This window comes from Actinoplanes sp. NPDC051494 (genome assembly GCF_044454705.1).
GTDB lineage: Bacteria > Actinomycetota > Actinomycetes > Mycobacteriales > Micromonosporaceae > Actinoplanes.
The window spans coordinates 257,014-279,685 of record NZ_JBITDZ010000013.1 but is presented as its reverse complement, the minus strand read 5'-3'; the positions used below and the strand labels follow the sequence as shown (position 1 = coordinate 279,685).

Genomic DNA, 22,672 nt, shown 5'->3' with positions numbered 1-22,672 from the left:
TTGGAGGCCTTCATCTGTTCACCAGATCGATCCAAGATCCTCAGATCGAGTGGTCACAACCCCTCGACCAACGTCTGGGGACATCACAGCTAGACCGACGCGGTGCGGCGTGAACCGAGCCGCAGACGGGGTGCGACCAGGTGATCCACGCTGTACTTGCCGGCGCCCAGGACGGCGAACAGCAGGGTGGCCGCGGTCAGCGTCAGCACCAGCTCGAAGCCGTTGCCGCTGACGAAGACGCCGTTGCCGGCGTGGACGATGATGAACGCGCCGAGCATGTCGACCGCGAGCAGCAGCGCGACGACCGGCACCGCGGCGCCGAGCACGAGGGCGGCGCCGCCGACGAGCTCGACGATCGCCGCGAACCAGGCGCTCAGCGTCGGCAGCGGGACGCCCATCTGGTCGAACGCGGCGGAGGTGCCGTCGAGGCCCCACTCGTCGACCTTCTGCCAGCCGTGGGCGATGAAGACGATGCCGACGGCGACCCGGGTCACCAGGATGATCACGTCACGGAGCGTGGCGTTGTTCACGAAGAAGCCTTTCCGGTGGTGACGGCTCAGTTGGTGACGGCTAGGCCGCCGGTCCAGGTGATCTTCTCGGCGGCGGCGAGGGTGATCTGCAGGAAGCCGATGGCCTCGAGCTCGCGGGCGCGCTTGAGGCCGCCCGCGTCGACCGCCTTGAGGCCGGCGGCGGTGACCACGCCGGCGAGCAGCGCCTTGGCGTCGGCGTCGTCACCGGCGATGAGCACGGTGGTGGTCTCGGCGCCGACCGTGCCGGCGACCAGGGTGCTGCCGAAGTTCGTGTTGAACGCCTTGAGGACGGTCGAGTCCGGCAGCTGCGCGGCGATCTCGGCCGCGGCGGAACCGTCGGCCGGCACGGTCAGGCCGTCGAACGTCGCGAAGTCGAGCGGGTTGGTGATGTCCACGACGATCTTGCCGGCGAGCTGCGTGCCGCGCTGGGCGACGACCTCGGCCACCGACCCGTACGGAACGGCCAGCACGACGATGTCGCCGGTGACCGGGTTGCCGCTCTGCGTGCTGTTGACGGTCTCGACGGTGTTGCCGCCCTTGGTGACCAGGCCCGAGATGGCCTGACCCATGTTTCCGGTGCCGATGATGCTGATGTGCGCCATGACGTTCTCCGTTCACTTGGTTGTAGCTACAACCATGGCAGTGACGTTCAGTTGAAGCAACAACTATTGTTGCTTCAACTATATGGAGTGGGTCACACCGCGTCGTAGCGGCGGTGGATCGCCGCCCGGCTGTCCCCGGGATCGAGGCGGCGCAACAGGGCGTCGGTGATCGCGGTCAGCTGGGTGATCTGCTCGGGGGTGAGCGCGTCGATGACGTACTCCCGGGCGGTGGCCACGTGGCCGGGCGCGCTCTCGCGCACCACCCGCCACCCCTCGTCGGTCAGCCGGGCGTTCGTGGCCCGCCGGTCCGTCGGGCACGGGAAGCGTTCCAGCAGGCCACGGGCCTCCAGTCGCTGCACCACGTGGGACAGCCGGGCGAGCGTGGCGGTGGTCCGGTCGGCGAGCGCGGACATCCGCAGGGTGTGCTCGGGCGCCTCGGAGAGCTGGGAGAGCACGTAGTAGTCGAAGTGCGTGATGTGCGCGTCCCGGCGCAGCTGCGAATCCAGGACCCCGGGCAGGAGCTCGACCACGCCGAGCAGCCGCACCCATGCCGCGAGCTGCTCCGGGGTGAGCCACGGTGTCTCCACGCCCACATTGTCGACCCTGAGGCCCCGAGGCTGTCGCAGGGGGCCGGTAGCCTGGCCCGCATGACCGACGATCGTCCCTGGCTGGGCGCCTACCCGGAGGATGTCCCGGCGGACATCACGCTGCCGGACCGCCCGCTGACCGCCAACCTGGACGGCGCGGTCGCGCGCTTCCCCGACCGGATCGCGCTCGACTTCCTCGGCGCCACCACGACGTACGCGCAGCTCGGCGACCAGGTCGCCCGGGCCGCCGAGGCGTTGCGGGGCCTCGGCGTGAGCCACGGCGACCGGGTCGCGCTGATCCTGCCCAACTGCCCGCAGCACGTCGTCGCGTTCTACGCGGTGCTGCGCCTCGGTGCGATCGCCGTCGAGCACAACCCGCTGTACACCGCGGACGAGCTCGCCCACCAGCTCGCCGACCACGGCGCCACGGTCGCGATCTGCTGGGAGAAGGTCGCCGCGACGGTCGTCGCCACCGCCGCGAGGACGTCGGTCACCACCGTCGTCAGCGTCGACCTGACCGCGGCGCTGCCCCTGGTGAAACGCCTCGCGCTGCGCCTGCCGCTGCCGCCCGCGCGCCGGACCCGGGCCGAGATGACCGGGCCGGTGCCCGACGGCGCGCTCAAGTGGGAGAAACTGGTCGCCGGCACCGCGCCGATCGCCGCCACGGTGGCCGGGCCCGGCGTCGACGACGTCGCGCTCCTGCAGTACACCGGCGGCACCAGCGGCACCCCCAAGGGCGCGGTGCTCACCCACAAGAACCTGGCCGCCAACGCCGAACAGAGCCGGGTCTGGGTGCCCGGGCTGCGCGACGGGGGCGAGACCTTCTACGCGGTGCTCCCGTTCTTCCACGCGTACGGGTTGACGTTGTGCCTGACCACCGCCGTGCAGATCGCCGCGACGATCGTGCTGCTGCCCCGCTTCGAGGCCGGCATGGTCCTCGACGCGGCGAAACGCCGCCCGCCGACGTTCTTCCCGGGCGTGCCCCCGATGTACGACCGGCTCGCCGCGGCGGCCCGGGAGCGCGGCGCCGACCTCAGCTCGGTGCGCTACTCGATCAGCGGTGCGATGCCGCTGCCGCCGGAGACCGTGGACACCTGGGAGGCGATCACCGGTGGCCTGCTCATCGAGGGCTACGGCATGACCGAGACGTCGCCGATCACGGTCGGGAACCCGATGTCCGCGAAGCGCCGCACGGGCTCGATCGGGATCCCGTACCCGTCGACCCGGGCCCGGATCGTCGACCGGGACGACCCGTCGCGGGCGATGCCCGAGGGCGAGCCGGGTGAGCTGCTGCTGCAGGGCCCGCAGGTCTTCTCCGGCTACTGGGGGATGCCCGAGGAGACCGCCGCGGTGCTGCTGCCCGGCGGGTGGATCCGCACCGGTGACGTCGCCGTGCTGGGCCCGGACGGCTTCCTGTCGATCGTCGACCGGGTCAAGGAGCTGATCATCACCGGCGGCTTCAACGTGTACCCCTCCGAGGTCGAGGACGTGCTGCGCGGGCACCCCGAGGTCGCCGACGTCGCGGTGGTCGGCCTGCCCTCGGCACGGACCGGGGAGGAGGTCGTCGCGGTGGTCGTGCCGGTCGAGGGCGCCGACCCCGACGCGACCGCGATGGTGGCCTGGGCCCGGGAACGCCTGTCCGGGTACAAATCCCCCCGCCGGATCGAGTTCACCGCAGAGCTGCCGCGCAGCCAGATCGGCAAGGTCCTGCGCCGGCAGGTGCGCGACGGGCTGATGGGCAGCTCACCCTCGGTGTGACGGTCCGCTCAACCGCTGGTAAACGCTTGTTGATTGGGGCGAGGATGATCCCCGGCTAAGTCAACGAACGTTTACCGGTGTGGGAGTACCCGTGGCTCAGGTTATCGGCAAGGCGCGCCGCCATCGCGTCCGTGGCCGGCTGCGGCGCTCCCGGGTCGTCCGGGCGGTCTGCACCGGCCCCTCGAAAGACCAGGCCAAGCCCTCCTGGGTACGCCGTAACGGGCTGCGCCTGCTGGCCGGGCTCGCCGCGGCCGTGGCCGTCGTGGTGGCACTGCGCGGCCGGATCCCCGACCCCGCCGAGGTGGCCTCCGTCCTCGCCGCCGCCAACGTCGGCTGGCTCGCCACCGCCGTGGTCGTCCAGTTCCTCTCCCAGGTCGCGTTCGCCCGCCAGCAGCGCGCCCTGCTCGCCGCCCTCTCCGTCGAGATCTCCCGGCGCGACGCGCTGGCCATCACCTACAGCCGCTCCGCGATGAGCATGGTGCTGCCGGCCGGCTCGGCCATGTCCGCCGCGTTCGCGCTGCGGCAGTACAAACGGCGGGGCGCCAGCACCGCGGTCGCCGCCACCGCCATGGTGCTGTCCGCGGCGGCGTCCGTGCTCGGCCTCGGCCTGCTCTACGCCGGCACCGTCGGCGTGCCCACCTGGGTGCACCTGGTCGCCGAACACGTGATCCCGGCCGTCGTGATCGCCGCCGCCCTGGTCGCCGCCGGCCTGGCCGCGTACTGGCGGGCGGTGACCCACCGCTCCGCCGCCGTGGTCCGCGCGGCCCGGCACCTGCGGTGGGGCTGGGCCGACCGGCTGCTCGGCCACCTGCGGGGCATCCTCGCCGAGGCCCGCACCGTACGCGTGCGCGACTGGGCCCTGACGATCTCCTACGCGGTGCTCAACTGGCTGCTCGACCTCTGCTGCCTCGTCGCCGTCGCCCAGGCCTGCGACCTGGAGCTGGGGGTGTTCCAGCTCGCCACCGTGTACCTCGCCGTGCAGGTGGTCCGGCAGATCCCGCTGACCCCCGGCGGCGTCGGCCTGATCGAGGCCAGCCTGCTCACCGGCTTCGTCGCGGTCGGCACCCCGCAGGCCGTCGCCGCCGCGGTCGTGCTCGGCTACCGCATCGTGTCGTTCTGGCTCGTGCTGCCCGCCGGACTGTTCGCCTACCTGCGCGTCAACCGGGGCGGCGCGGGGGAACGTCCGGCGGTCGTCACCCCTTCCTGAGGACCGGGTCGGCGGCCAGCGCGGTCGTGCGCTGCTCGATCACCGTGCGCAGCTGCTGGGCGTCCGAGGTGACAGTGTCCGGGGCGGCACCGTCCACCGTGGCGAGCACCCCGGTGATCCGGTCCAGCGCGCTCAGGGCCGTATCGTCCGCGAAGATCTTCCGGTAGAGCGTGGCGTAGGCCTTCTCGTAGACCTCCGTGAACGCGGGCGCGGCCAGGAAACGCTCCTTGAGCACATGCCCGCCGAAACCGCCGCCCCCACCACCCATCCGGCCGGCGGCGTGCGGCCCCTGCGCCGGGTCGCCGCTGAGCGTCAGGTTGTAGTCCCAGCCGACGACGGAGAACCTCTTGCTACCCAGGTCGTACCAGAGGTAGTAGTTGCGGCCCGGGCCGGCCATGTCGTCGAAGTTCAGCAGCAGGTTCTGCAGGGCGGCATACCGGGCGAACGACGCCACGTCGACATGCTTGTCGAGGTCCGCGGCGAACGCTTCGTCGCTGCTGGTGTTCACCCACTTGATCAGGTCGATGACCGGCTGCAGATCCTGACTGCCCTTCTTCGTGATCTGCTTGAAGTCGTCCTGATAATCGGTCTGGTCGTCACCCTGATCGGTGAACTGACTCCCGGCGAGAGCCTTGTAGAGCACGCCGGAGCCGTCGATACCATCGGCGAAGTGCTCGTCCGGGTGCTCGACGACCAGCCGGGCGGTCCGCGGCCGATCGTTGATCGTGAACGTGGTGTAGGCATACCGCTGCGCGACCTCGCCGGCCTGGGCGAGCACATCCAGGGTGACCGCCTCGTTGAGCACGGTCGAGCCACCGCCCATCCCGGCCACCCGCACGGTGACCTCACGATGCCCCTGGTACCGCCGCCCGTCCACGAACTCGTCGAACCGGATCAGCCACGGCAGCGTCTCGGGTTGCTCGGCCCGCAACGAAGCCCGCCCGAACCCCCCACCCCGCCCCGGCCCAGCCCCGCCCGGCGCCGCACCCTGGTCCGCCCCGCCTTGGTCGGCCCCGCCTTGGTCGGCCCCGCCGGGAAAGGCGCCGCCGGGAAAGGCGCCGCCGGGGAAGCCGCCTTGATCGGCTCCGCCGGGGAAGCCGCCGCCGGGGAAGCCTCCGTCCGGCCCGCCACCGGGAAAACCGCCTCCTGGAGCGCCTCCTGGAGCGCCGCCTCCCGGCCCGCCGCCGCCCGGGGCGCCGCCTGCGCCGCGGCGTGGGCTGGTGACGCCGTTGCGGGTCAGGCCGCCGAGGGTGGAGTTGCCCTTGAGGCGGATGCCGACGCTCGGCACGCTCAGGCCGTCGATGCGCAGATCGGCCTCGACGTACTCCTTCTCGCCGTCGTCGAAGTAGGCGTCGAGGGCCCGCTGGTAGTCGTCGTCGCGGAACGTGAGCTGGATGCTGTGCGGCACCGCGGCGTCGAACAGGTCCACCGAGCCCGTGAGGTCCACGGTGACCTGGTCTCCGCTCGCGGCGCTACCGCTGGTCACGTACGGGCGGATCCGGGTCGTGTTGACGACCAGGGTGACCGTCACGACGAAGGCCCCGCAGACGGCCAGCAGCTTCCAATAATGCCGGACCCGGACCGGGATGCGCTGCCGCAGCGTCCGCCCCATCACAGATCCGTCTGGTCGTAGCCGGTCAGGACGGTGACCTTCTGGCCGGCGTTCTGTTCGCCCAGCGCCGCGATGAGCCCGCCCGGTTCGACGCCCTTCTTCATCCGCACGGTGTACATGATCTCGGTCAGTGCCCCGCCCCGGATGCTCTCCATGCTGACCAGCTCGAACTCGGTGGTGAAGCGGATCAGCACGTCCTGCAGCCCGGCGGTGCGGTCCCCGTCCGGCGGTACCTGCACCTTGACCACCTGGCGCTGCACGTTGAGCGCGAACCAGTTGAAGCGGTACATCACCACGATGATGAGGCAGATCGCGACCGCGGCGATGATCGCCAGGCTGTAGAACCGGGTGCCGGCGGCCATCCCGATGCCCATCACCAGGAAGATGAACCCGACGTCGCGGGTCTCCTTGATGGCGTTGCGGAACCGGACCACGCTCAGCGCGCCGACCAGGGCGAAGGCCCGCGCGATGTTGGAGCCCACCACCAGCATGATCAGCGAGATCAGCATGCCGAGGATGACGAGCGTCTGCACGTACGACTGGCTGTAGGAGACATTGCGGTGGGTGAACCGGTACACCCAGCCGATCATGGCGCTGAGCACGAACGACAGCAGCAGGGCGATGGCGATGTCGCCGACACTGAACGTGCCGGACAGGTCCTGGATCTCGAAGGGCATGGCTGGTCAGTCCTCATCGGTGACGTGGAAGATGGAGCGCGGGGCCCGGCCGAACGCCTCGACGCTCTGGCAGTACTTGGACATCCGGACGACGGACATGTCGGTGCGGGCGGCGAGGTCGGTGAGCCAGTACGGCACCCGTTCGTTGGCCTTGACCTCGACGACGGCGAGCCCGGCCGGTACGGTCAGCCGGTTCTCCGCCTCCGCGCCGAGGTCGAAGTCCCGGTCCCGGCCGCGGATCCGCTGGTCGACGGTGACCCGCAGGCCGACGTCGGCGTCGCGGCCGACGAACGCCTCGCGCTGGTACCCGGTCATCGCGACCGGGCGCAGCCGCAGACCGGAGACCAGCTCGAGGACCTCCTCGAGGAACGCGCGCTGCCCGGGCTCGTGCTCCACCATCACCTGCCGATCACAAAGATCCAGAGCGAGGTGGTACGGCAGCCCGACCCGCCGTTTCTGGGTCACCTTGTTGACCCGCTGCTTGATCTCGACGTACACGATGGTGTCGTCGTCGATCGTGGACCGGTCGCCGTAGTGCCGGATCCGCAGCTTGCGCCGGAACCGCAGGCCCTCGATCTTCTCCCAGTAGAAGCGCAGGTCGGCGGTGTCGTAGTAGACGCTCCAGACGCCGTATCCCGAGCTGTCGCCGTGGCTGTCGGCGTCCATCCGGCCGGCGAGCTCGGCGCGCAGCACGGGCAGGTCGCCGCTGGGCACCAGGTATTTGATCTCGTACCGGTTGAACGCGTGCAGCCGGCCGGGCGCGCGCAGGGCATGACCGGCCTCGTCGCCGGTGGCGTGCGCGGGCCGGGGCGGTGGCTCGGGGGCGGGTCCGGCCCGTCCCCTTCGGAACAAGGAACGCATGGGGCGCAGCCAAGCACCCGGACCTCAAAACTTCGTGTGAATCCTGGCTGAACGGAAGGCATACCCCACCCTGACGGGGGCGCAGCTCTACTTCGGCCGGCCGGCGGCGCGCATGAAGAAGCCGGGGCCCCGTTGACGGGGCCCCGGCTGCTTACCTCAGTGCCGGACCAGCTCGCGCTGGTGGGTCAGGAGTCGCGCAGCGGGCGGCCCTGGGCGTCGACGCCGCCGTTGACGAGGATGAGGATGCCGTCGATGAAGCCCCAGAGGCCACCGATGCCACAGGTGATGAGGGAGACGACGAGCTGCCAGACGCCGGTCTTGGTGTCACCGATGTAGAAGCGGCCGACGCCGAAGGTGCCGAGGAAGATGCCGAGAAGGCCGGCGACGAGCTTGCTCTTGTCGGAGAGAGCCGGGTTCTGGTACTGAGGGTTGGTCATGAGGCGCCACCCTAGTGATCCAGTGGTACTGCGACAGGCCCCGGGTCCAGAATGTGGGACGGAGATCGGGTAATGGTGCCCGATCGGACTCCGCCGGGGGCCGTTTTCGCCGAAGACCGGACCATCGGACGACCTCGGGCGGGCGTCCCGCGTATGACGAAGGTGATATGGCCGCGCGCCGTCCGGTGTGACCCTAGAATCACCAGCATCTATGTAGCCTGGTGATCGGAGTGACCATGTCCGGGCCGACGCGTTACCGGCGAACCGCGGTGCTCGCCACACCCGCCCTCCTGGGGGCGCTGGTCCTGCTAGCCACGTTCTTCCGGGCCCCTGTCATGGTTCCGGCCGCCGCCGCCAGCATGACGGTCGCCCAGGCGATCGCCAGTCAGAGCGGCACCGGCACGGTGACCGGATACGTCGTCGGGGAGCCGACCGCCACCAGCACGGTGCGCACGAGCGGCTTCACCGGCGACACCGCGCTGGCGCTGGCCGACAGCAGCAGCCAGACCGGCACCGGCTCGATGCTGTACGTGCAGATCACCAGCACGTACCGGTCGGCGTTCGGGCTGCTCACGAATCCCGGGCTGATGCGGACCCAGATCACCGTGACCGGGACGCTGACCGCGTACTTCTCGCACGCCGGCCTGAAGTCGCCGACCGCGATGACGAAGGGCGCGGGCAGCACGACCAGCCCGACCACGGCCCCGACCGTGACGCCGACGAGTTCGAGCGGCACGGACGCCTACTACGCGTCCGCGCTCGGCAAATCCGGTGACAGCCTGAAGAACGCGTTGCACAGCATCATCTCCAGCGGCGTGACCAAGCTGTCGTACGACGCGGTGTGGAACGCCCTGAAGGTCACCGACCAGGACCCGTCGAACTCGTCGAACGTCATCCTGGTGTACTCGGGCACCAGCCGGTCCAAGACGCTCAACGGCGGCGACACCGGCGACTGGAACAGGGAGCACGTCTGGGCCAAGTCGCACGGTGATTTCGGCACCGCCACCGGGCCCGGCACCGACCTGCACCACCTGCGCCCCGAGGACGTCACGGTCAACGCGGTGCGTGACAACAAGGACTTCGACACCGGTGGCAGCGCGGTGTCCGGGGCCGCCGGCAACTACACCGACAGCGACTCGTGGGAGCCCCGCAACGCGGTCAAGGGCGACGTCGCGCGGATGATCTTCTACATGGCGGTGCGGTACGAGGGTGACGACGCGTTCGCCGACCTCGAGGTCAACAACTCGGTCTCGAACGGCAGTGCCCCGTACATCGGCAAGCTCTCGGTCCTGAAGACCTGGAACACCCAGGACCCGCCGGACGCGTTCGAGAAGAACCGCAACCAGGTGATCTACGCCAGCTACCAGCACAACCGCAACCCGTTCATCGACCACCCGGAGTGGGTCAGCTCGATCTTCTGAGCCCGCGACGAGGTGCCGGGTGGGTCACCCGGCACCTCGTCGCTCAGGCCCGCAGGACCACCCGCAGCCGCTGCGGGGACGGCTTCAGCCGGTAACGCGGCAACACCCCCTGCCCGCAGGACGCGGTGCCCACCCCGGACGACGCGGCGTCGATCGAGACCCAGGTCCCGGTCGGCGCCGCCAGCTCGTGATCATGGCCGGTCCTGGCGATCTCGGTACGGGACCAGGGCCGCACCGTCAGCGGCACCCCCGCCCCGAGCACCCGCAGCGCCTGCCCGCCGACGTCGATCGTCGCGTCGTCCACCCGGCGGGCCCCGTGCTCCTGCGGCCGCACGGTCCGGACCGCATAGGTGTCCCGGTCCGCGGTGAACGTGCCGTACCGGGCGCCCTGGCCGGTGTCGGGGTACTGCGGCCCGGGCCCGTAACCGGTCCAGGTGACCGATGTGGTGGGTGCGGCGAGGCGCAGGTCGAGGCCGGCGCGGGCCCAGTCGCAGGGCCAGGGTCCGTACGGGTCGATGCTGAGGTCGAGCGCGAGGGCGGTCCCGTCGGTGGTCCAGCGCCAGGTGAGGTCGAGGCCGGCCGAGATGACGGGCGGCCCGCTGCGGGTCCGCACGACGAGGGCATCGCCGTCCGTGGTGATGTCGACGAGCCGGGACCGCAGGTCGTCGAGCCGCGCGCCGGCCCACCGGACGGCCATGGGCGGCAGGTCCCGTTCCTCCCACCCGGTGCCGCGGTCGTTGTCGGTGGGCGCCCGCCACAGGCTCACCGCGACGTCGTGCAGCTCCAGCTCCCCGAGCCGGGTGGGCATGCCGGTCCGCTCATCGAACACCGCCGGTCCAAGTCGTAGCGAAACCGCGCCCGGTCCGCCCGCTGCTGCCGCGCCCGCCCGGTCCGTGCCCGGCTGGGTGACGGCTGGCTGGGAGACGGCTGGGTCGGGCAGGGTCGGGTGGGGGCGTGCGGGGACGTGCTGGGTCCAGGCCACCTCGTGGCCGGCGGGGCAGCCGTCGCCGGGGGCCCGGCGACGCAGGGACACGGTGGCGACCGTGTCCGCCGCGAGGTGGAGCGGCACCACCGCGGTGGTGCCGGCGGGCACCGGTGGCAGGGGGAGCGGGGTTTCGGTGCCGTCCACCAGCAGGACCGCTTCCAGGTGGGCCAGGTCCAGGCTGTGGTGGCGGTTGACGACGGTCAGCTGCTCCGTCGTGAGGTCGAGGCCGACGGGGGCGAAGACGCGGGCGAGGTCGGCCAGCGCCGGCCCCGGGGTCTTGTCGGCGTGCACCAGACCGTCGATCACGAAGTTGCCGTCGTGGACGCGTTCGCCGAAGTCGCCGCCGTACAGCCATCTGGTCTGCCCGCCGTCGGTGGTGCCGCCGTGCAGGGCGTGTTCGACCCATTCCCAGATGAAGCCGCCGGCCAGGCTCGGATACCGGTGGAACAGGTCCTGGTACTCGCTGAGCCCGCCCGGCCCATTGCCCATGGCGTGCGCGTATTCGCAGAGCACGAACGGCAGCTGCGGCCCCTCGCCGGAGGTGGCGAAGGTCTCCACCTCGTCGACCACGGCGTACATCCGGGAGTAGACGTCGACGTACGTGGAGCGCCGGTCGCCCTCGTAGTGCACGAGCCGGTCCGGGTCGCGGCGTTTGGTCCAGCGGCCGATCGCCTCGAGGTTCGAGCCGGTGCCGGCTTCGTTGCCGAGCGACCAGATCAGGACGCTGGGGTGGTTCTTGTCGCGTTCGACGGTACGCAGCATGCGGTCCTCGAACGCGGGCAGCCACGCCGGGTCGTCGCTGGGGTTCCCGGCCCAGTCCTCGTTGTTGACGAAGCCGTGGGTCTCCAGGTCGTTCTCGAGGATCAGGTAGAAACCGAGTTCGTCCGCGAGATCGAGGAATCCGGCGTTCGGCGGGTAATGCGAGGTGCGGACCGCGTTGATGTTGTGCTGTTTCATCAGCAGCAGTTCCGCGCGGGCCGTCTCCAGGTCGACCGCACGGCCCTTGTACGGATCGTGTTCGTGCCTGTTCACCCCGCGGAACAACAGTGGTGCCCCGTTGAGTTTCAGCGTCCTGCCGTCGACGTGCACGGTTCGGAAACCGACACGCAGGTGCACGGTTTCCGCGTCGGTGCGCACCTGGGCGTCGTACAGCGTGGGTGTCTCGGCGGTCCAGGGCCGGACCGACGGCAGGTGATGATCCACCCCGGGGGTGATGTCGTGCAGCCCGAGCTCCGGGATGCTGATCACGGCCGCGGACGTGGTGTCGACGCGCAGCGTGCCGGTGCCGTTGTCGTAGCCGGCGTGGACGAAGACATCGTCGATGCCGCCGGTGGGGCGGGCGAGCAGGGTGACGCCGCGGAAGATGCCGGGCATCCACCACATGTCCTGGTCCTCGAGGTAGCTGTGCGCCGACCACTGCGCCAGTCGCACGTCGAGGACGTTGGTGCCGGGCCGCAGGATGCCGGTGGTGGCGAACTCGTGGGTGAGGCGACTGCCCCGGATCGTGCCCAGCTCGACGTCGTTGAGCCACACCGTGGCCGCGCCGTCGACACCTTCGAAGCGCAGCAGTGACGGGTGGGCCAGGACCTCGGCCGACGCGGCGAATTCCAGCCGGTGGTCGTGGACCGGGTTGTCGTCCGGCGGGTACGGCGGGTCCATCGGGAACGGGTAGTCCGCGTTCGCGTAGACCGGGGAGCCGAATCCCTGCAGGGCCAGGTGCCCGGGGACCTGGATCGGGGCCCACCCGGAGCCCTGGCGCACCTGCCAGGTGCCGTCGAGGCTCTGCCGGGGCGCGTCGGAGTGCAGATGCGCGCGCGGGGGGAGGCTGCCGCGGCCGGGAAGCGGCGATGCCAGGTCGGCGACCAGGGGATTGTTCGTCACACCACCGAGTCTGCCCGGGCCGGAGCCCGGTCGGTAAGCGGTGCGGGCCGATGTGGTGATCCCCACGGACGGGGTCACGGTGCCGGCGGCCGGCACCGTGACCTCCGGCGTCAGCCGCGGATGGCGTCCTTGATCCACCGGGCCAGGTTGTCGGTGCGGGCCGGGCTCTCGACCTCGGTGTGCGGGCAGCTCGGGCCGTTGCTCACGACCGCCACCAGCTCCGGGGCACGCCAGCGGGACTCGCGGAAGAACGGGCCCCCCGAGTCGTACGGGCAGGGGGTGGTGTCCGCCTGCGGGGCGAGGCCCTTGAGGCCGAGCGTCGCGTCCTGGATCGACTCGACGGTGAGCTGACCGGTCTGCAGGTGCGTCGCCGGCACCGGGTTGGTGCTGGTCAGCGAACCGTACCCGGTGAGCCGCAGGGTGTCGCCGACCTCGGGGGCGCGCTTGCCGAGCTTGAGCGGCTTGACGTCCTTGACCGGCGTCGCGAGCTTGGCCAGCGCCACGTCCGCGGTCGCCGACTGGCGGACCGCGACGATCTCGACGTCGTGGCCGCCGGTGCCGGTGGCCAGGTCGGTGCGCCCGACGGTCGCCACGGTGGACGCGGCGACCGGGCGCTCGACGCGCACCCCGTTCTCGTCGCGGAAGCAGTGCCCGGCGGTGATGATCCACTGGGCCGAGATCAGCGCACCCGAGCAGGCGCTGTTGCGGGTGCCGCCGCCGGCCACCGGGATCCCGGTCATCGTCAGCTTGGTGGAGAACGCGTACTTGCCCTCCTCGACGGCCTCACCGTTGGCGATCGCATTCGCCGGGCCCATGCCGAGCATGGTGATACCGGCCGCCACCACGACGGTGGCGGTGCCTGCGAGCAGGCTGATTTTCCTGTTGCGTCGCACCAATTCACTCCTCGTGTCGGACTTGCGGTTCTCACGCTAATAAACGCATGCGAATGCCTCAACTCGAGAAGCTGGATTCGTATTGATGGAAATTGCTGAGAGTCGTCGCCGTATATCTGTTTGCGACGACACGCCGTGCGCCTATGGTCGGCCCATGAATACGCCGCCCGCGGATCTGCCCGAGCCGGCACTGATCGCTGCCCTCGAGGACGGCTGGTCGTTGCCCGCCGCGACTCCGGCGCACCGGTGCCGGCTGGCGGCTCATCGACTGGGACACCGCGCTGATCGCCCCGCCCGAGCGCGACCTGTGGGACCTCGGCCTGGACGACGAGTACGCCGCGGCCACCGGCGTCACCCCGCGCCCGGATCTGACGGCGCTGTACCGGCTGCGCTGGGACCTCGCCGAGATCGGGGTCTGCGCGGCCCGGTTCCGGGAACCGCACGGCACCACCGAGGACGACGACGAGACCTGGGGGATCCTCGAGGAGACGGTCACCCGGCTGGCGGCAGCGTGACCCGGGTGACCGCGCTGGTGTTGCCGGCCCGGTCGGTGGCGGTGACCTCCAGGATCTGCGGCTCGTCGCGCAGCGCCCGGGTGAACGGCTCCTGGTAGACACCCCAGAACGTCTCCGGCGTGCGCCAGCGGATCCGGTCCACCCCGGAGACGTCGTCGTCGGCGTCCAGGGTGATCTCGACGTTGTCCGGGCCCAGCGCGCGGACCCGGGTGCGCACGACCGGCGGCTCGGTGTCCACGGCGACCTCCCGGGTGGCGTGCACGACCCGGCCGGCCAGGTCGGTGGCCCGCGCGCGCAGCACGTGCCGGCCGTCGCGGCCCAGCGGGACCACCCCGGTCACCGGCTGCCAGTCCGCGGAGCCCACGGCCGCCTCCAGGGTGGCGGGGGCGAGCGTGGTGACGGTGACCGTGGGTGCGGTGGTGTACCAGCCGGTCGCGGTGCGGTCCCCGGCGACGTCCACCCGCAGCACCGGCAACGGGTCGCCCGCGCCGATGTCGGCCGGCAGCGTCCACTCGTACGGCCCGTGGGCGGCGGCGGCGGCCTTGAGCACCACGATCGCCTCGTCCCGGCTCAGCAACCCGGACCGGGCCGCCCGCACCACCCCGGCGTGCACCGCGGCGAAGAAGGTGGCGGTGTCCGGGAAGCCGCCGGAGCCCCACAGCCCGGTGAGGAACGACCAGCCGTCGCCGTCGTGCCGGTCGGGGACACCGGTGGGGGTGTCCAGGAACGCGATCTCGTCGTCGGCGAGGCGCAGGTACATGTGGTAGCGGTGGTCACCGCCGGACCAGGCGGGCTCGAACGTGCGGCCGAACACCGACACGAGGTCCCCGTCGGTGGTGTGCCCGGCGATGCTGCCGTCGACGTGCCGGTGGGCGGCCGGGGCGATCGGCAGCGTGGTGGTCGCCTCGTCGCGGGCCAGCAGCACGGTCGGCCCGAGCTCCAGGCTGACCAGGGTGGGGTCGTCCGGCGTGGGGACCAGGCGCAGCGGCATCGGCAGGTCCAGCCGCACCACGTCACCGCGCCGGAAGGGGCCGGGACGCACCACGACATCGGTGCCGGTCCGGGCCCAGGGCGGGAGGCGCAGGTGCAGCTCGCCGTCGAAGTCGGCGTCGAACTCGACCGCCACCGCCCCGTCGCGCGGATAGCGGGTCCGCAGCGTCACCGTGCCGCCGGCGAACCGGAGCCGCGACGGTACGTACTGGGCCACGACGAGCGTGCCGGGGGCGTGGAACCACACCGATTCCTGGTGCTTGACGTGGCTCTCCAGGCCGGTGCCGCCGCAGCAGGTGCCCACGTTGTCGTACTCGCGGACGGCCCCCGGGTCGACCGGGTACATGTACAGCACCTCGGGGCTGGTGTCCGAGGTGACGTCCGCGCGCGAGCCGACGATGTGGTTCAGCGACGCGCGTTCGATGTAGTCGGCGTAGCGGGTGTCCCGGGTCCGCCCGAACAGCGCCCGGGCGATCTTCAGCAGGTTGTACGTCGCGCAGGTCTCCGCGTTGCGCCGGGCGACGAACCCGGCCACCGCGCCCGGCGGGCCCCACAGCTCGCCCTCGCCGGTGCCGCCGTGCGCGAACGTGCGGCCCGGGACGACCTGGTCGAACAGCGTGGTCGCCGCGTCGAGGTAACGGTCGCGGCCGGTCGCAGCGAACTGGTCGAGGTGGCCGATCAGCATCGGCAGGTGCTGGTTGGCGTGCATCCCGGCGAGCACGTCGCGGCCTTCCGCGGCGGCGTCGAGCAACGGGTCCAGCTCGAAGCACCCGGCGGCGTCCAGGAACGACCGTTCACCGGTGATCCGGTGCAGCTTCGTCAGGCTCTCGTTCATGCCACCGAACTCGCCGGCGATGTACAGCGCCCACATCCGCTGCAACCGCGCCCGGTCCAGGCGCAGGACCCGGCCGGCCACCCAGTGCCCCATGCCGGTGGCGAGCTCCAGGGCCTGCCGCGAGCCCGTCATCTCGTACGCGTCCAGCAGCCCCGCCATGATCTTGTGACAGGTGTAGTAGGGGGCCCAGATCTCGCCGTACGGTGCGAGGTCCTCGAGCCGGGCGAACTGCCACTCGCCGTACGCCGCGAGGAACCCGGGATGGGTGTACCGCCCGGTCGCGGCCAGCACGGCGCGCACCTCGGCCAGCCCGGCGACCATCTCGTCCGTCTTCGCCAGCAGCAGCGGGTCCCCGGTCGAGGCGTAGGCCAGCGACAGCATCGACAGGAAGTGCCCCGCGTAGTGCCCGCGCAGCAGGCTGGCGGTGGGTGCCACGCCCGGCCCGGGGTAATCGGCCCCGGACCACGGCTGCTCGTCGGGATGCCCGAAGTCCTCCCAGGTGCCCGGCGGCAGCGCGCCCCGGGTGTCCAGGCCGGCGTTGGCCCGGAACACCGCGAGCACCCGGTCGACGGGGAACTCCCGGGCGAGGTGCAGCATCTGGTCGCGGGTCCGGGAGTGCACGCCGTCGAGCAGGTCCACGTCGCGCAGCGGGAACGGGGAGACCGGGGTCACCGGGCCGCCCACTTCTCGATCCCGGCCGCGTCGATCGGCAGCGCCCCGGACAGTACGTCGTGCCCGGTCGCGGTGACGAGCAGGTCGTCCTCGAGGCGTACGCCGATCCCGCGCAGCTCCGGTGGCACGGTCTCGTCGTGGGCGTGGAAGTACAGCCCGGGTTCCACGGTCAGCACCATGCCCGGGCGCAGCGCGGCACCGTGGTACTCCTCGTACCGCGACGAGCCGCAGTCGTGCACGTCGAGGCCGAGGTGGTGCCCGACGCCGCAGACGATGTAGCGGCGGTGCTGCTGGCCGGTGGGCGCGAGCGCCTCGTCGACCGAGACCGGCAGCAGCCCCCAGTCGTGCAGGCCGCGGGCCAGGACCTCCATGGACGCGAAGTGGAAGTCCGAGTAGGAGCCGCCGGGGCGGACCTGCGCCATGCCGGCCCGGTGCGCGGCCTCGACCAGGTCGTGCACCCGGCGCTGGGCGGGGGAGAACGCGCCGCCGACCGGGATCGTCCGGGTGACGTCGGCGGTGTACAGCGAGGTCGCCTCGACGCCCATGTCCAGCAGCAGCGTCTCGCCGGGCCGGACCGGGCCGTCGCAGCGGACCCAGTGCAGGATCGGCGCGTGCTCCCCGGACCCGACGATGGTGCTGTATCCGGGCCCGTTGCCGAACGTGCGGGCGTACCGGTCGAACGTGCCCTGCAACCACCGCTCGCCGAGCCCGGCCGCGACGGCGTGCGGCACCTCGTCGGCGACCGCCGCGAACCCGGCGACGGTGTGGTCGACGGCGGACCGCAGCTGCGCGATCTCCCACTCGTCCTTGATCATGCGAAGGTCGGAGACGACGGTGCCCACCTCCGTGCCCGCGGTCTCCGGCAGCTCCGTGAGGGGCCGGACCGGCAGATCCAACGCGGCGGACCACTCCGCCAAGCCCGCGGACGGGCCGACCCACAGCTCGCCGTGAGCCGCGCTCGCATAGAAGTCGCGCTCGCCGGGGCGGGCCGGCGGCGGCATGTAGAGGACCGTGTCCCGCGGGGTCAGCACCAGCACCGCGCCCTCGACCTGGCACGACGTCGCCCAGACGAAGTCGCTGTCGGCGCGGAACGCGTAGTCGGCGTCGCCGTTGCGGTGGCGCGCGTGGCCGGCCGCCAGGACCACCGTGCGGCCCGGCAGCGCGGCCCGCAGGCGTTCCCGGTGCTCGGCGGCCGCACGCGCGGCCGCCGGGTCGACGGGTGCCGGGACCCGGCGGTCGGCCCAGCCCTGCGCGATGAACGCCTGGAAACCCGGGCTGTCATCGGCCAGGCGCGGGGGTTTCGTGCCCGAATACGGCAGGGTCATCGCTTCTCGCCTCCACGGTCGCGGACCATCTCCCGCAGCCGGCGGAACACCCGGCTGTCGGTGATGCCGTCGTGCTCGTACTCGTTGGTGACCCAGGCCTGGGTGTTGCCGACCCGGGCCAGGGTGTCGCGTTGCAGTCCGGCATCGACGAACACGTCGTCGGCATACACCGCGGCGGCCAGCGGCACGTCGTTCGCGGCGAGCCGGGCCGGGTCGTACAGCGGGCTCCAGATCTCCTGCCCGGCGAGCAGCTCCATCGCGGGCGCGAACGCGCGCAGCGCCGGGATCTCCTCGAACATCCAGGGGAACGTCATCTCGGAGGTGAACAGCAGCGGCCGGCGGTCCCCGTCGAACTCCGGGCGCCGGTCGCGTTCGCGCTGCGCGGACCAGCGGAACGGCCCGTTCGCCCCGTCGCCGTAAATGGATTCCTGCAGCGTCCAGAACAGCGGATTGCCGGTGTTGCCGGTCTTGACCAGCGCGGTCTCCAGGAACTGGTCGGTGAGCCGGCCGTCGGGGCGGATCGCCTCGGAGACCAGCCAGTGCAGGCGTACGTGCCCGGTCCCGAAACCCAGGTCCCCGCCCAGGGTCTGGAACCGGCGCACCGACAGCGGGTACGTGCCGCCGGCGAGCCGGTCGGCGATCGCCGCGACGGTCGCGACGTCCTGCGGGTAGCGGCGGTAGAAGTCGGCGGTCTTGCCGGCGATCCGGTCGAACGTGCGCCGGTAGACCTCGTCCGGGTCGGCCGGGAGGCCGGGGATCCCGCCGCAGACGTAGCACGCGGTCAGCGCCTCGGGGGCCGTGGACAGGTAGGTCAGGGTGATCCAGCCGCCGAAGCTCTGCCCGAGGGTGGCCCACTTCTTCCCGCCGTAGCAGTGCTTGCGGACGTGTTCGAGGTCGCGCACGATCGCGTCGGCCCGGAACCGCAGCAGATGGTCGGCGGCGGCCCGGGCGTCCGGGAACGCGCTGATGACCGTGCCGTCGACCGGGGTGCTGCGCCCGGTGCCGCGCTGGTCGACCAGCACCACCCGGTAGGTCCGCAGCGCCTCGGCGAGCCAACCGTCCACGGTGGCCGGGCGCGGGTTGGCGCCACCCGGACCGCCCTGCAGGTACGTCAGCAGCGGCAGATCGTCGTGCCGGCGCTCAGGATCCACGAACTCCCGGACGAACAGCTCGATGGTGGTGTCACCGTCGAACGGCGCGTCCACCGTGAACTCACGCACCCACGCCCCGGGCAGCGGGTATTCGACCGGTGTCATGCGACGGCTCCTCGGCGGCGGCGTGCGGCTTCCCACTCGGGGCGGATCCGCGGCACGGCGGCCAGTAGTTTGCGGGTGTAGTCGTGCCGGGGATTGCCGAAGACCTCGTCGCGGTCGCCGGCCTCGACGATCCGCCCGGCGGTCATCACCGCGACGCTGGTGGCGATCTGCCGCACCACGGCCAGGTCGTGCGCGATGAACAGGCAGCCGAAGCCCTCCTCGCGCTGCAGGTCGCGCAGCAGCGTGATGATCTGCGCCTGGACCGAGACGTCGAGCGCCGAGACCGCCTCGTCGCAGACCAGCACGCGCGGGCCGACGGCCAGGGCGCGGGCGATGCCGATGCGCTGGGCCTGCCCACCGGAGAACTGCGCCGGATAGCGCCCGTAGTGGTCGGGGTTCAGGCCGACCCGGTCCAGCAGGGTACGGGCGACCGCGCGCGAGCCGCCCGGCATCGGCCGCTTCTGGTAGCGCAGCGGGGCGGTGACGATCCGTTCCACGGTGTGCCGGGGGTTCAGCGACGAGAACGGGTCCTGGAACACCACCTGCACCTGCCGCCGCACCTCGTTCAGGGCGGCGCCGGTGGCCGTCGTGACGTCCTGGCCGTCGAGGTGGACCGAGCCGCTCGTGACGTCGATCAGCCGGGCGGCCAGACGGGCGGTGGTGGACTTGCCCGACCCGGACTCGCCCACCAGCGCCAGCGTCTTCCCGGCGTGCAGGTCGAACGACACCGCGTCGACGGCGGTGAACGTACGGGCCGGGCGCAACAGGGTGGCCGTACCCGCGACCGGGAATTGTTTGACCAGGTCCCGGGCCTGCAACAGAATCGCGTCGCTCATGGTGCCCCGATCTCGTCGTCGATGCGCGGCAGCGCGTCGAGCAGCGCCTGGGTGTACGGATGCCGCGGGTCGGAGAAGATCCGCTCGGCCGTCCCCGCCTCGACCACCTCGCCCTGCCGCATGACGATCAGCTCGTCGGCGACCTCGCTGACCACGGCCAGGTCGTGGGTGATGAGGATGAGCGCGGCCCCGGTGTCCCGGCGGACCTCGGCGAGCAGCTCCAGGATCTGGGCCTGCACGGTGACGTCCAGCGCGGTGGTCGGCTCGTCGGCGATGATCAGCTCGGGTTCGGTGCTGAGCGCCATCGCGATCATCACCCGCTGCCGCATGCCGCCGGAGAACTGGTGCGGGTAGTCGTCGACCCGCCTTCCGGCGTCGCGGATGTGCACCCGTTCCATCGCCTCGATCGCGGCCCGGCGCCCGGCCCTGCGGCTGACCCCGGAGCGGTGCGCCCGGTAGGCCTCGGCGATCTGCGTGCCCACCGGGTAGTACGGGTTCAGCGACGAGAGCGGATCCTGGAACACCATCGCGATCCGGTCGCCGCGCACCGAGCGCATCTGCCGCTCGCTCAGCGTGGTGAGGTCGTCGCCGCCGAACGTGATGGTGCCCGAGCGGGTGGCGCCCTTCGGCAGCAGCCCCATGATCGCGAGGCTGGTCATCGATTTGCCCGACCCGGACTCGCCGACGATCCCGAGTGCGCCACCCGGGGGCAGCGCGAAGTCGATCGCGTCCACCACCGGGGTCGCCCCGAACGCGACGGTGAGGCCCCGGATGGTCAGCAGGTCGCTCATGAGGTCCCCACCCTGACCCGCGGGTCGATCGCCGAGTAGAGCAGGTCGACGACCATGTTGCCGACCACGACGAAGAACGCCGCGAGCAGCGTCACCGCCATGATGACCGGCTGGTCGTTCTTGGTGATGGAGTCCGCGGCGAGCTTGCCGACGCCGTTGATCCCGAAGACCGTCTCGGTGATCAGAGCGCCGCCGAGCAGCCCCGCGAAGTCCATGCCGGCGATGGTGACGATCGGGGTCAGCGCCGGGCGCAGCGCGTGCCGGCGCCAGACCAGCGCCGGTGGCAGGCCCTTGGCCTTCGCGGTCCGCACGAAGTTCTCGCCGAGCGTGTCGATGACGTTGGCGCGGGTCAGCCGGGTGTACGACGACGCGTACCCGATCGCCAGCACCGTCCACGGCAGGATGAAGTTGAGGAACCACCGCACCGGGTCGTCGGCGAACGGTACGGCCTGGGGGAACGGCAGCCACTGCAACCACACGACGAAGACGTACTGCAGCGCCAGGGCGAGCACGTAGTTCGGGATCGACATGCCGGCCAGGGTCAGTCCGGCGATGAACCTGTCGGTGAACTTTCCCTCCCGCACCGCGCTGACCAGTCCGCCGATGACGCCGGCGAGCAGCCAGAGCACCGCCGCGCCGACGGCCACCACCGCGGTCACCGGCAGCCGCTGCATGATCATGTCGGTGACGACCTGCGACGTCTGGAACGAGTAGCCGAGGCAGGGCGCCGGGCAGTGCACGCCGTTGCCGTAGTCCCGGCCGGTGAACAGCCCCTGCAGGAAGTGCAGGTACTGGGTCAGGAACGGTTCGGTGAGGCCGAGGTTCGCGCGGATCTGGTCGATGCGCTCCGGCGTGCAGTTCTTGCCGCAGATCTGCACCGCCGGGTCCGGCGACAGGGCGAAGAAGATGATGTACGTGAACAGGCTGACCAGGAACAGCACCACGAGCATGCCCCACAGCCGGTGCACCACGTAACGCGTCACGCCCTGCCCTCCTTTGGCATGCTCTTCTGGCCCTCGCCTGCGACGCCGCCTGGAACCGCCGGCAGGTGCCGCTCGGTGCAGGCGATCATGCCGCGCCTCCCGGCTCGGCGGCCGCTCTGACATGGTCGCCGAGCACCATGAAGGACAGCACCAGCAGGGCCAGGAACACACCCGGGACCAGGAAGTACGTCGGGACGACCGAGTACCACTGGACCGAACTGGAGATCATCTGGCCCCAGGACGGGGTGGGCGGCACGACGCCGACGCCGAGGAACGACAGCCCGGCCTCGGTGCCGATGTAGCCCGGCACCGCCATGGTCACCATCACCAGCACGGTCGAGCGCAGGTTGGGCAGGATCTCGGTGAACACGATCGTGGTGCGCGAGGCACCGGACGCCCGGGCCGCCTCGACGAACTCGCGTTCCTTGAGCGACATGGTCTGCGCCCGCACGATCCGGGCCAGGTACGGCCAGCCGAACACCGAGATCACCACGACCAGCAGGTACTGCCGGTCGTCGGCGGGCAGCGCCGAGAGCACCGCGATCATGAAGATGAGGGCGGGGAACGCCATCAGGAACTCCATGACCCGGGAGATCAGCATGTCGGTGCGCCCGCCGAAATAGCCGGAGAGCAGGCCGAAAACCATGCCGAGCGCGGTGGTGAGCAGCGTCGCGGACAGCGCGATGAGCATCGAGGAGCGGGCGCCGTACACGATCCGGGCGAAGATGTCCCGGCCGCTGCCGGGTTCGACGCCGAGCCAGTGCGACCCGGAGATGCCGCCCCAGGACCCGAGCGGTACGCCGCCGAGGTTGGTGTCGATCGCGCTCTGGTCGAACTCGTACGGGTCCCAGCCGCTCACCTTCACGATGAGCGGCGCGAACAGGGCCATCAGCAGGATCAGGGCGATGTAGCCCAGACACGCCACGGCGGCGGGGTCGCGGGCCAGGCGCCGCGCCACGCTCCACCGGGGATCCGGTGTGGTGACGACGGCGCCCAGCTCGGTGGAAGGGAGGGTCAT

At 71.4% G+C, this 22,672-nt stretch carries 19 protein-coding genes; 3 read left to right on the top strand and 16 right to left on the bottom strand.

Features of this window, described 5'->3' with window-relative positions; all coding sequences use genetic code 11:
- Positions 1-89 precede the first annotated feature (89 nt).
- The 3 genes from ACIA6A_RS35535 to ACIA6A_RS35525 form a co-directional block, all read right to left on the bottom strand.
- Positions 90-530: a DoxX family protein gene (locus ACIA6A_RS35535; protein WP_396102395.1), complete on the bottom strand. Its 441-nt coding sequence runs from the start codon at positions 528-530 to the stop codon at positions 90-92.
- Between the two features lie 26 nt (positions 531-556).
- Positions 557-1,132, bottom strand: a complete 576-nt coding sequence (locus tag ACIA6A_RS35530; protein ID WP_396102393.1) for an NADPH-dependent F420 reductase — start codon at positions 1,130-1,132, stop codon at positions 557-559.
- Positions 1,133-1,224: 92 nt separating this feature from the next.
- Positions 1,225-1,719: a MarR family winged helix-turn-helix transcriptional regulator gene (locus tag ACIA6A_RS35525; protein ID WP_396102392.1), complete on the bottom strand. Its 495-nt coding sequence runs from the start codon at positions 1,717-1,719 to the stop codon at positions 1,225-1,227.
- 60 nt (positions 1,720-1,779) lie between these two features.
- Between ACIA6A_RS35525 and ACIA6A_RS35520 the strand changes: the two genes are divergently transcribed.
- Entirely contained in the window at positions 1,780-3,477 is a 1,698-nt protein-coding gene (locus tag ACIA6A_RS35520; RefSeq protein ID WP_396102391.1) for a long-chain-fatty-acid--CoA ligase, read from the top strand.
- A 91-nt stretch (positions 3,478-3,568) separates the two neighbouring features.
- Entirely contained in the window at positions 3,569-4,684 is a 1,116-nt protein-coding gene (locus ACIA6A_RS35515; RefSeq protein ID WP_396102390.1) for a YbhN family protein, read from the top strand.
- On the opposite strand, the gene ACIA6A_RS35510 is transcribed toward ACIA6A_RS35515, so the two are convergent.
- The 4 genes from ACIA6A_RS35510 to ACIA6A_RS35495 form a co-directional block, all read right to left on the bottom strand.
- Positions 4,671-6,296 (bottom strand): CotH kinase family protein, encoded by a 1,626-nt coding sequence (locus tag ACIA6A_RS35510; RefSeq protein WP_396102389.1) that lies wholly within the window; start codon positions 6,294-6,296, stop codon positions 4,671-4,673. The genes ACIA6A_RS35515 and ACIA6A_RS35510 overlap by 14 nt on opposite strands.
- Positions 6,296-6,973 (bottom strand): DUF4956 domain-containing protein, encoded by a 678-nt coding sequence (locus tag ACIA6A_RS35505; protein WP_396102387.1) that lies wholly within the window; start codon positions 6,971-6,973, stop codon positions 6,296-6,298. Before ACIA6A_RS35505 ends, ACIA6A_RS35510 begins: the two co-directional genes overlap by 1 nt.
- A gap of 6 nt (positions 6,974-6,979) precedes the next feature.
- On the bottom strand, positions 6,980-7,834 hold the full coding sequence (locus ACIA6A_RS35500; protein WP_396102386.1) for a polyphosphate polymerase domain-containing protein: 855 nt from the start codon (positions 7,832-7,834) through the stop codon (positions 6,980-6,982).
- 185 nt (positions 7,835-8,019) lie between these two features.
- Positions 8,020-8,271: a TM2 domain-containing protein gene (locus ACIA6A_RS35495; RefSeq protein ID WP_396102385.1), complete on the bottom strand. Its 252-nt coding sequence runs from the start codon at positions 8,269-8,271 to the stop codon at positions 8,020-8,022.
- Positions 8,272-8,507: 236 nt separating this feature from the next.
- Between ACIA6A_RS35495 and ACIA6A_RS35490 the strand changes: the two genes are divergently transcribed.
- Positions 8,508-9,692 carry an endonuclease gene (locus tag ACIA6A_RS35490; protein WP_396102384.1) on the top strand — a complete coding sequence of 395 codons (1,185 nt, stop codon included), beginning with the start codon at positions 8,508-8,510 and terminating at the stop codon, positions 9,690-9,692.
- A gap of 43 nt (positions 9,693-9,735) precedes the next feature.
- On the opposite strand, the gene ACIA6A_RS35485 is transcribed toward ACIA6A_RS35490, so the two are convergent.
- The 9 genes from ACIA6A_RS35485 to ACIA6A_RS35445 form a co-directional block, all read right to left on the bottom strand.
- A complete protein-coding gene (locus ACIA6A_RS35485) occupies positions 9,736-12,558 on the bottom strand; it encodes a glycoside hydrolase family 2 TIM barrel-domain containing protein (protein ID WP_396102383.1) in 2,823 nt (940 codons plus the stop codon).
- Positions 12,559-12,668: 110 nt separating this feature from the next.
- Positions 12,669-13,451, bottom strand: coding sequence for a S1 family peptidase (locus tag ACIA6A_RS35480; RefSeq protein WP_396102382.1), 783 nt, complete (start codon positions 13,449-13,451; stop codon positions 12,669-12,671).
- Between the two features lie 492 nt (positions 13,452-13,943).
- Positions 13,944-16,475 (bottom strand): beta-L-arabinofuranosidase domain-containing protein, encoded by a 2,532-nt coding sequence (locus tag ACIA6A_RS35475; protein ID WP_396102380.1) that lies wholly within the window; start codon positions 16,473-16,475, stop codon positions 13,944-13,946.
- Positions 16,460-17,788, bottom strand: coding sequence for an aminopeptidase P family protein (locus tag ACIA6A_RS35470; RefSeq protein WP_396102379.1), 1,329 nt, complete (start codon positions 17,786-17,788; stop codon positions 16,460-16,462). Before ACIA6A_RS35470 ends, ACIA6A_RS35475 begins: the two co-directional genes overlap by 16 nt.
- Positions 17,785-19,044, bottom strand: coding sequence for an alpha/beta fold hydrolase (locus ACIA6A_RS35465; RefSeq protein WP_396102378.1), 1,260 nt, complete (start codon positions 19,042-19,044; stop codon positions 17,785-17,787). Before ACIA6A_RS35465 ends, ACIA6A_RS35470 begins: the two co-directional genes overlap by 4 nt.
- Entirely contained in the window at positions 19,041-19,880 is an 840-nt protein-coding gene (locus ACIA6A_RS35460; protein ID WP_396102376.1) for an ATP-binding cassette domain-containing protein, read from the bottom strand. The genes ACIA6A_RS35465 and ACIA6A_RS35460 overlap by 4 nt, the downstream gene beginning before the upstream one ends.
- Positions 19,877-20,671, bottom strand: coding sequence for an ABC transporter ATP-binding protein (locus ACIA6A_RS35455; RefSeq protein ID WP_396102375.1), 795 nt, complete (start codon positions 20,669-20,671; stop codon positions 19,877-19,879). The genes ACIA6A_RS35460 and ACIA6A_RS35455 overlap by 4 nt, the downstream gene beginning before the upstream one ends.
- On the bottom strand, positions 20,668-21,654 hold the full coding sequence (locus tag ACIA6A_RS35450) for an ABC transporter permease (protein WP_396102374.1): 987 nt from the start codon (positions 21,652-21,654) through the stop codon (positions 20,668-20,670). The genes ACIA6A_RS35455 and ACIA6A_RS35450 overlap by 4 nt, the downstream gene beginning before the upstream one ends.
- Positions 21,655-21,739: 85 nt before the next feature.
- A complete protein-coding gene (locus tag ACIA6A_RS35445) occupies positions 21,740-22,672 on the bottom strand; it encodes an ABC transporter permease (protein ID WP_396102373.1) in 933 nt (310 codons plus the stop codon).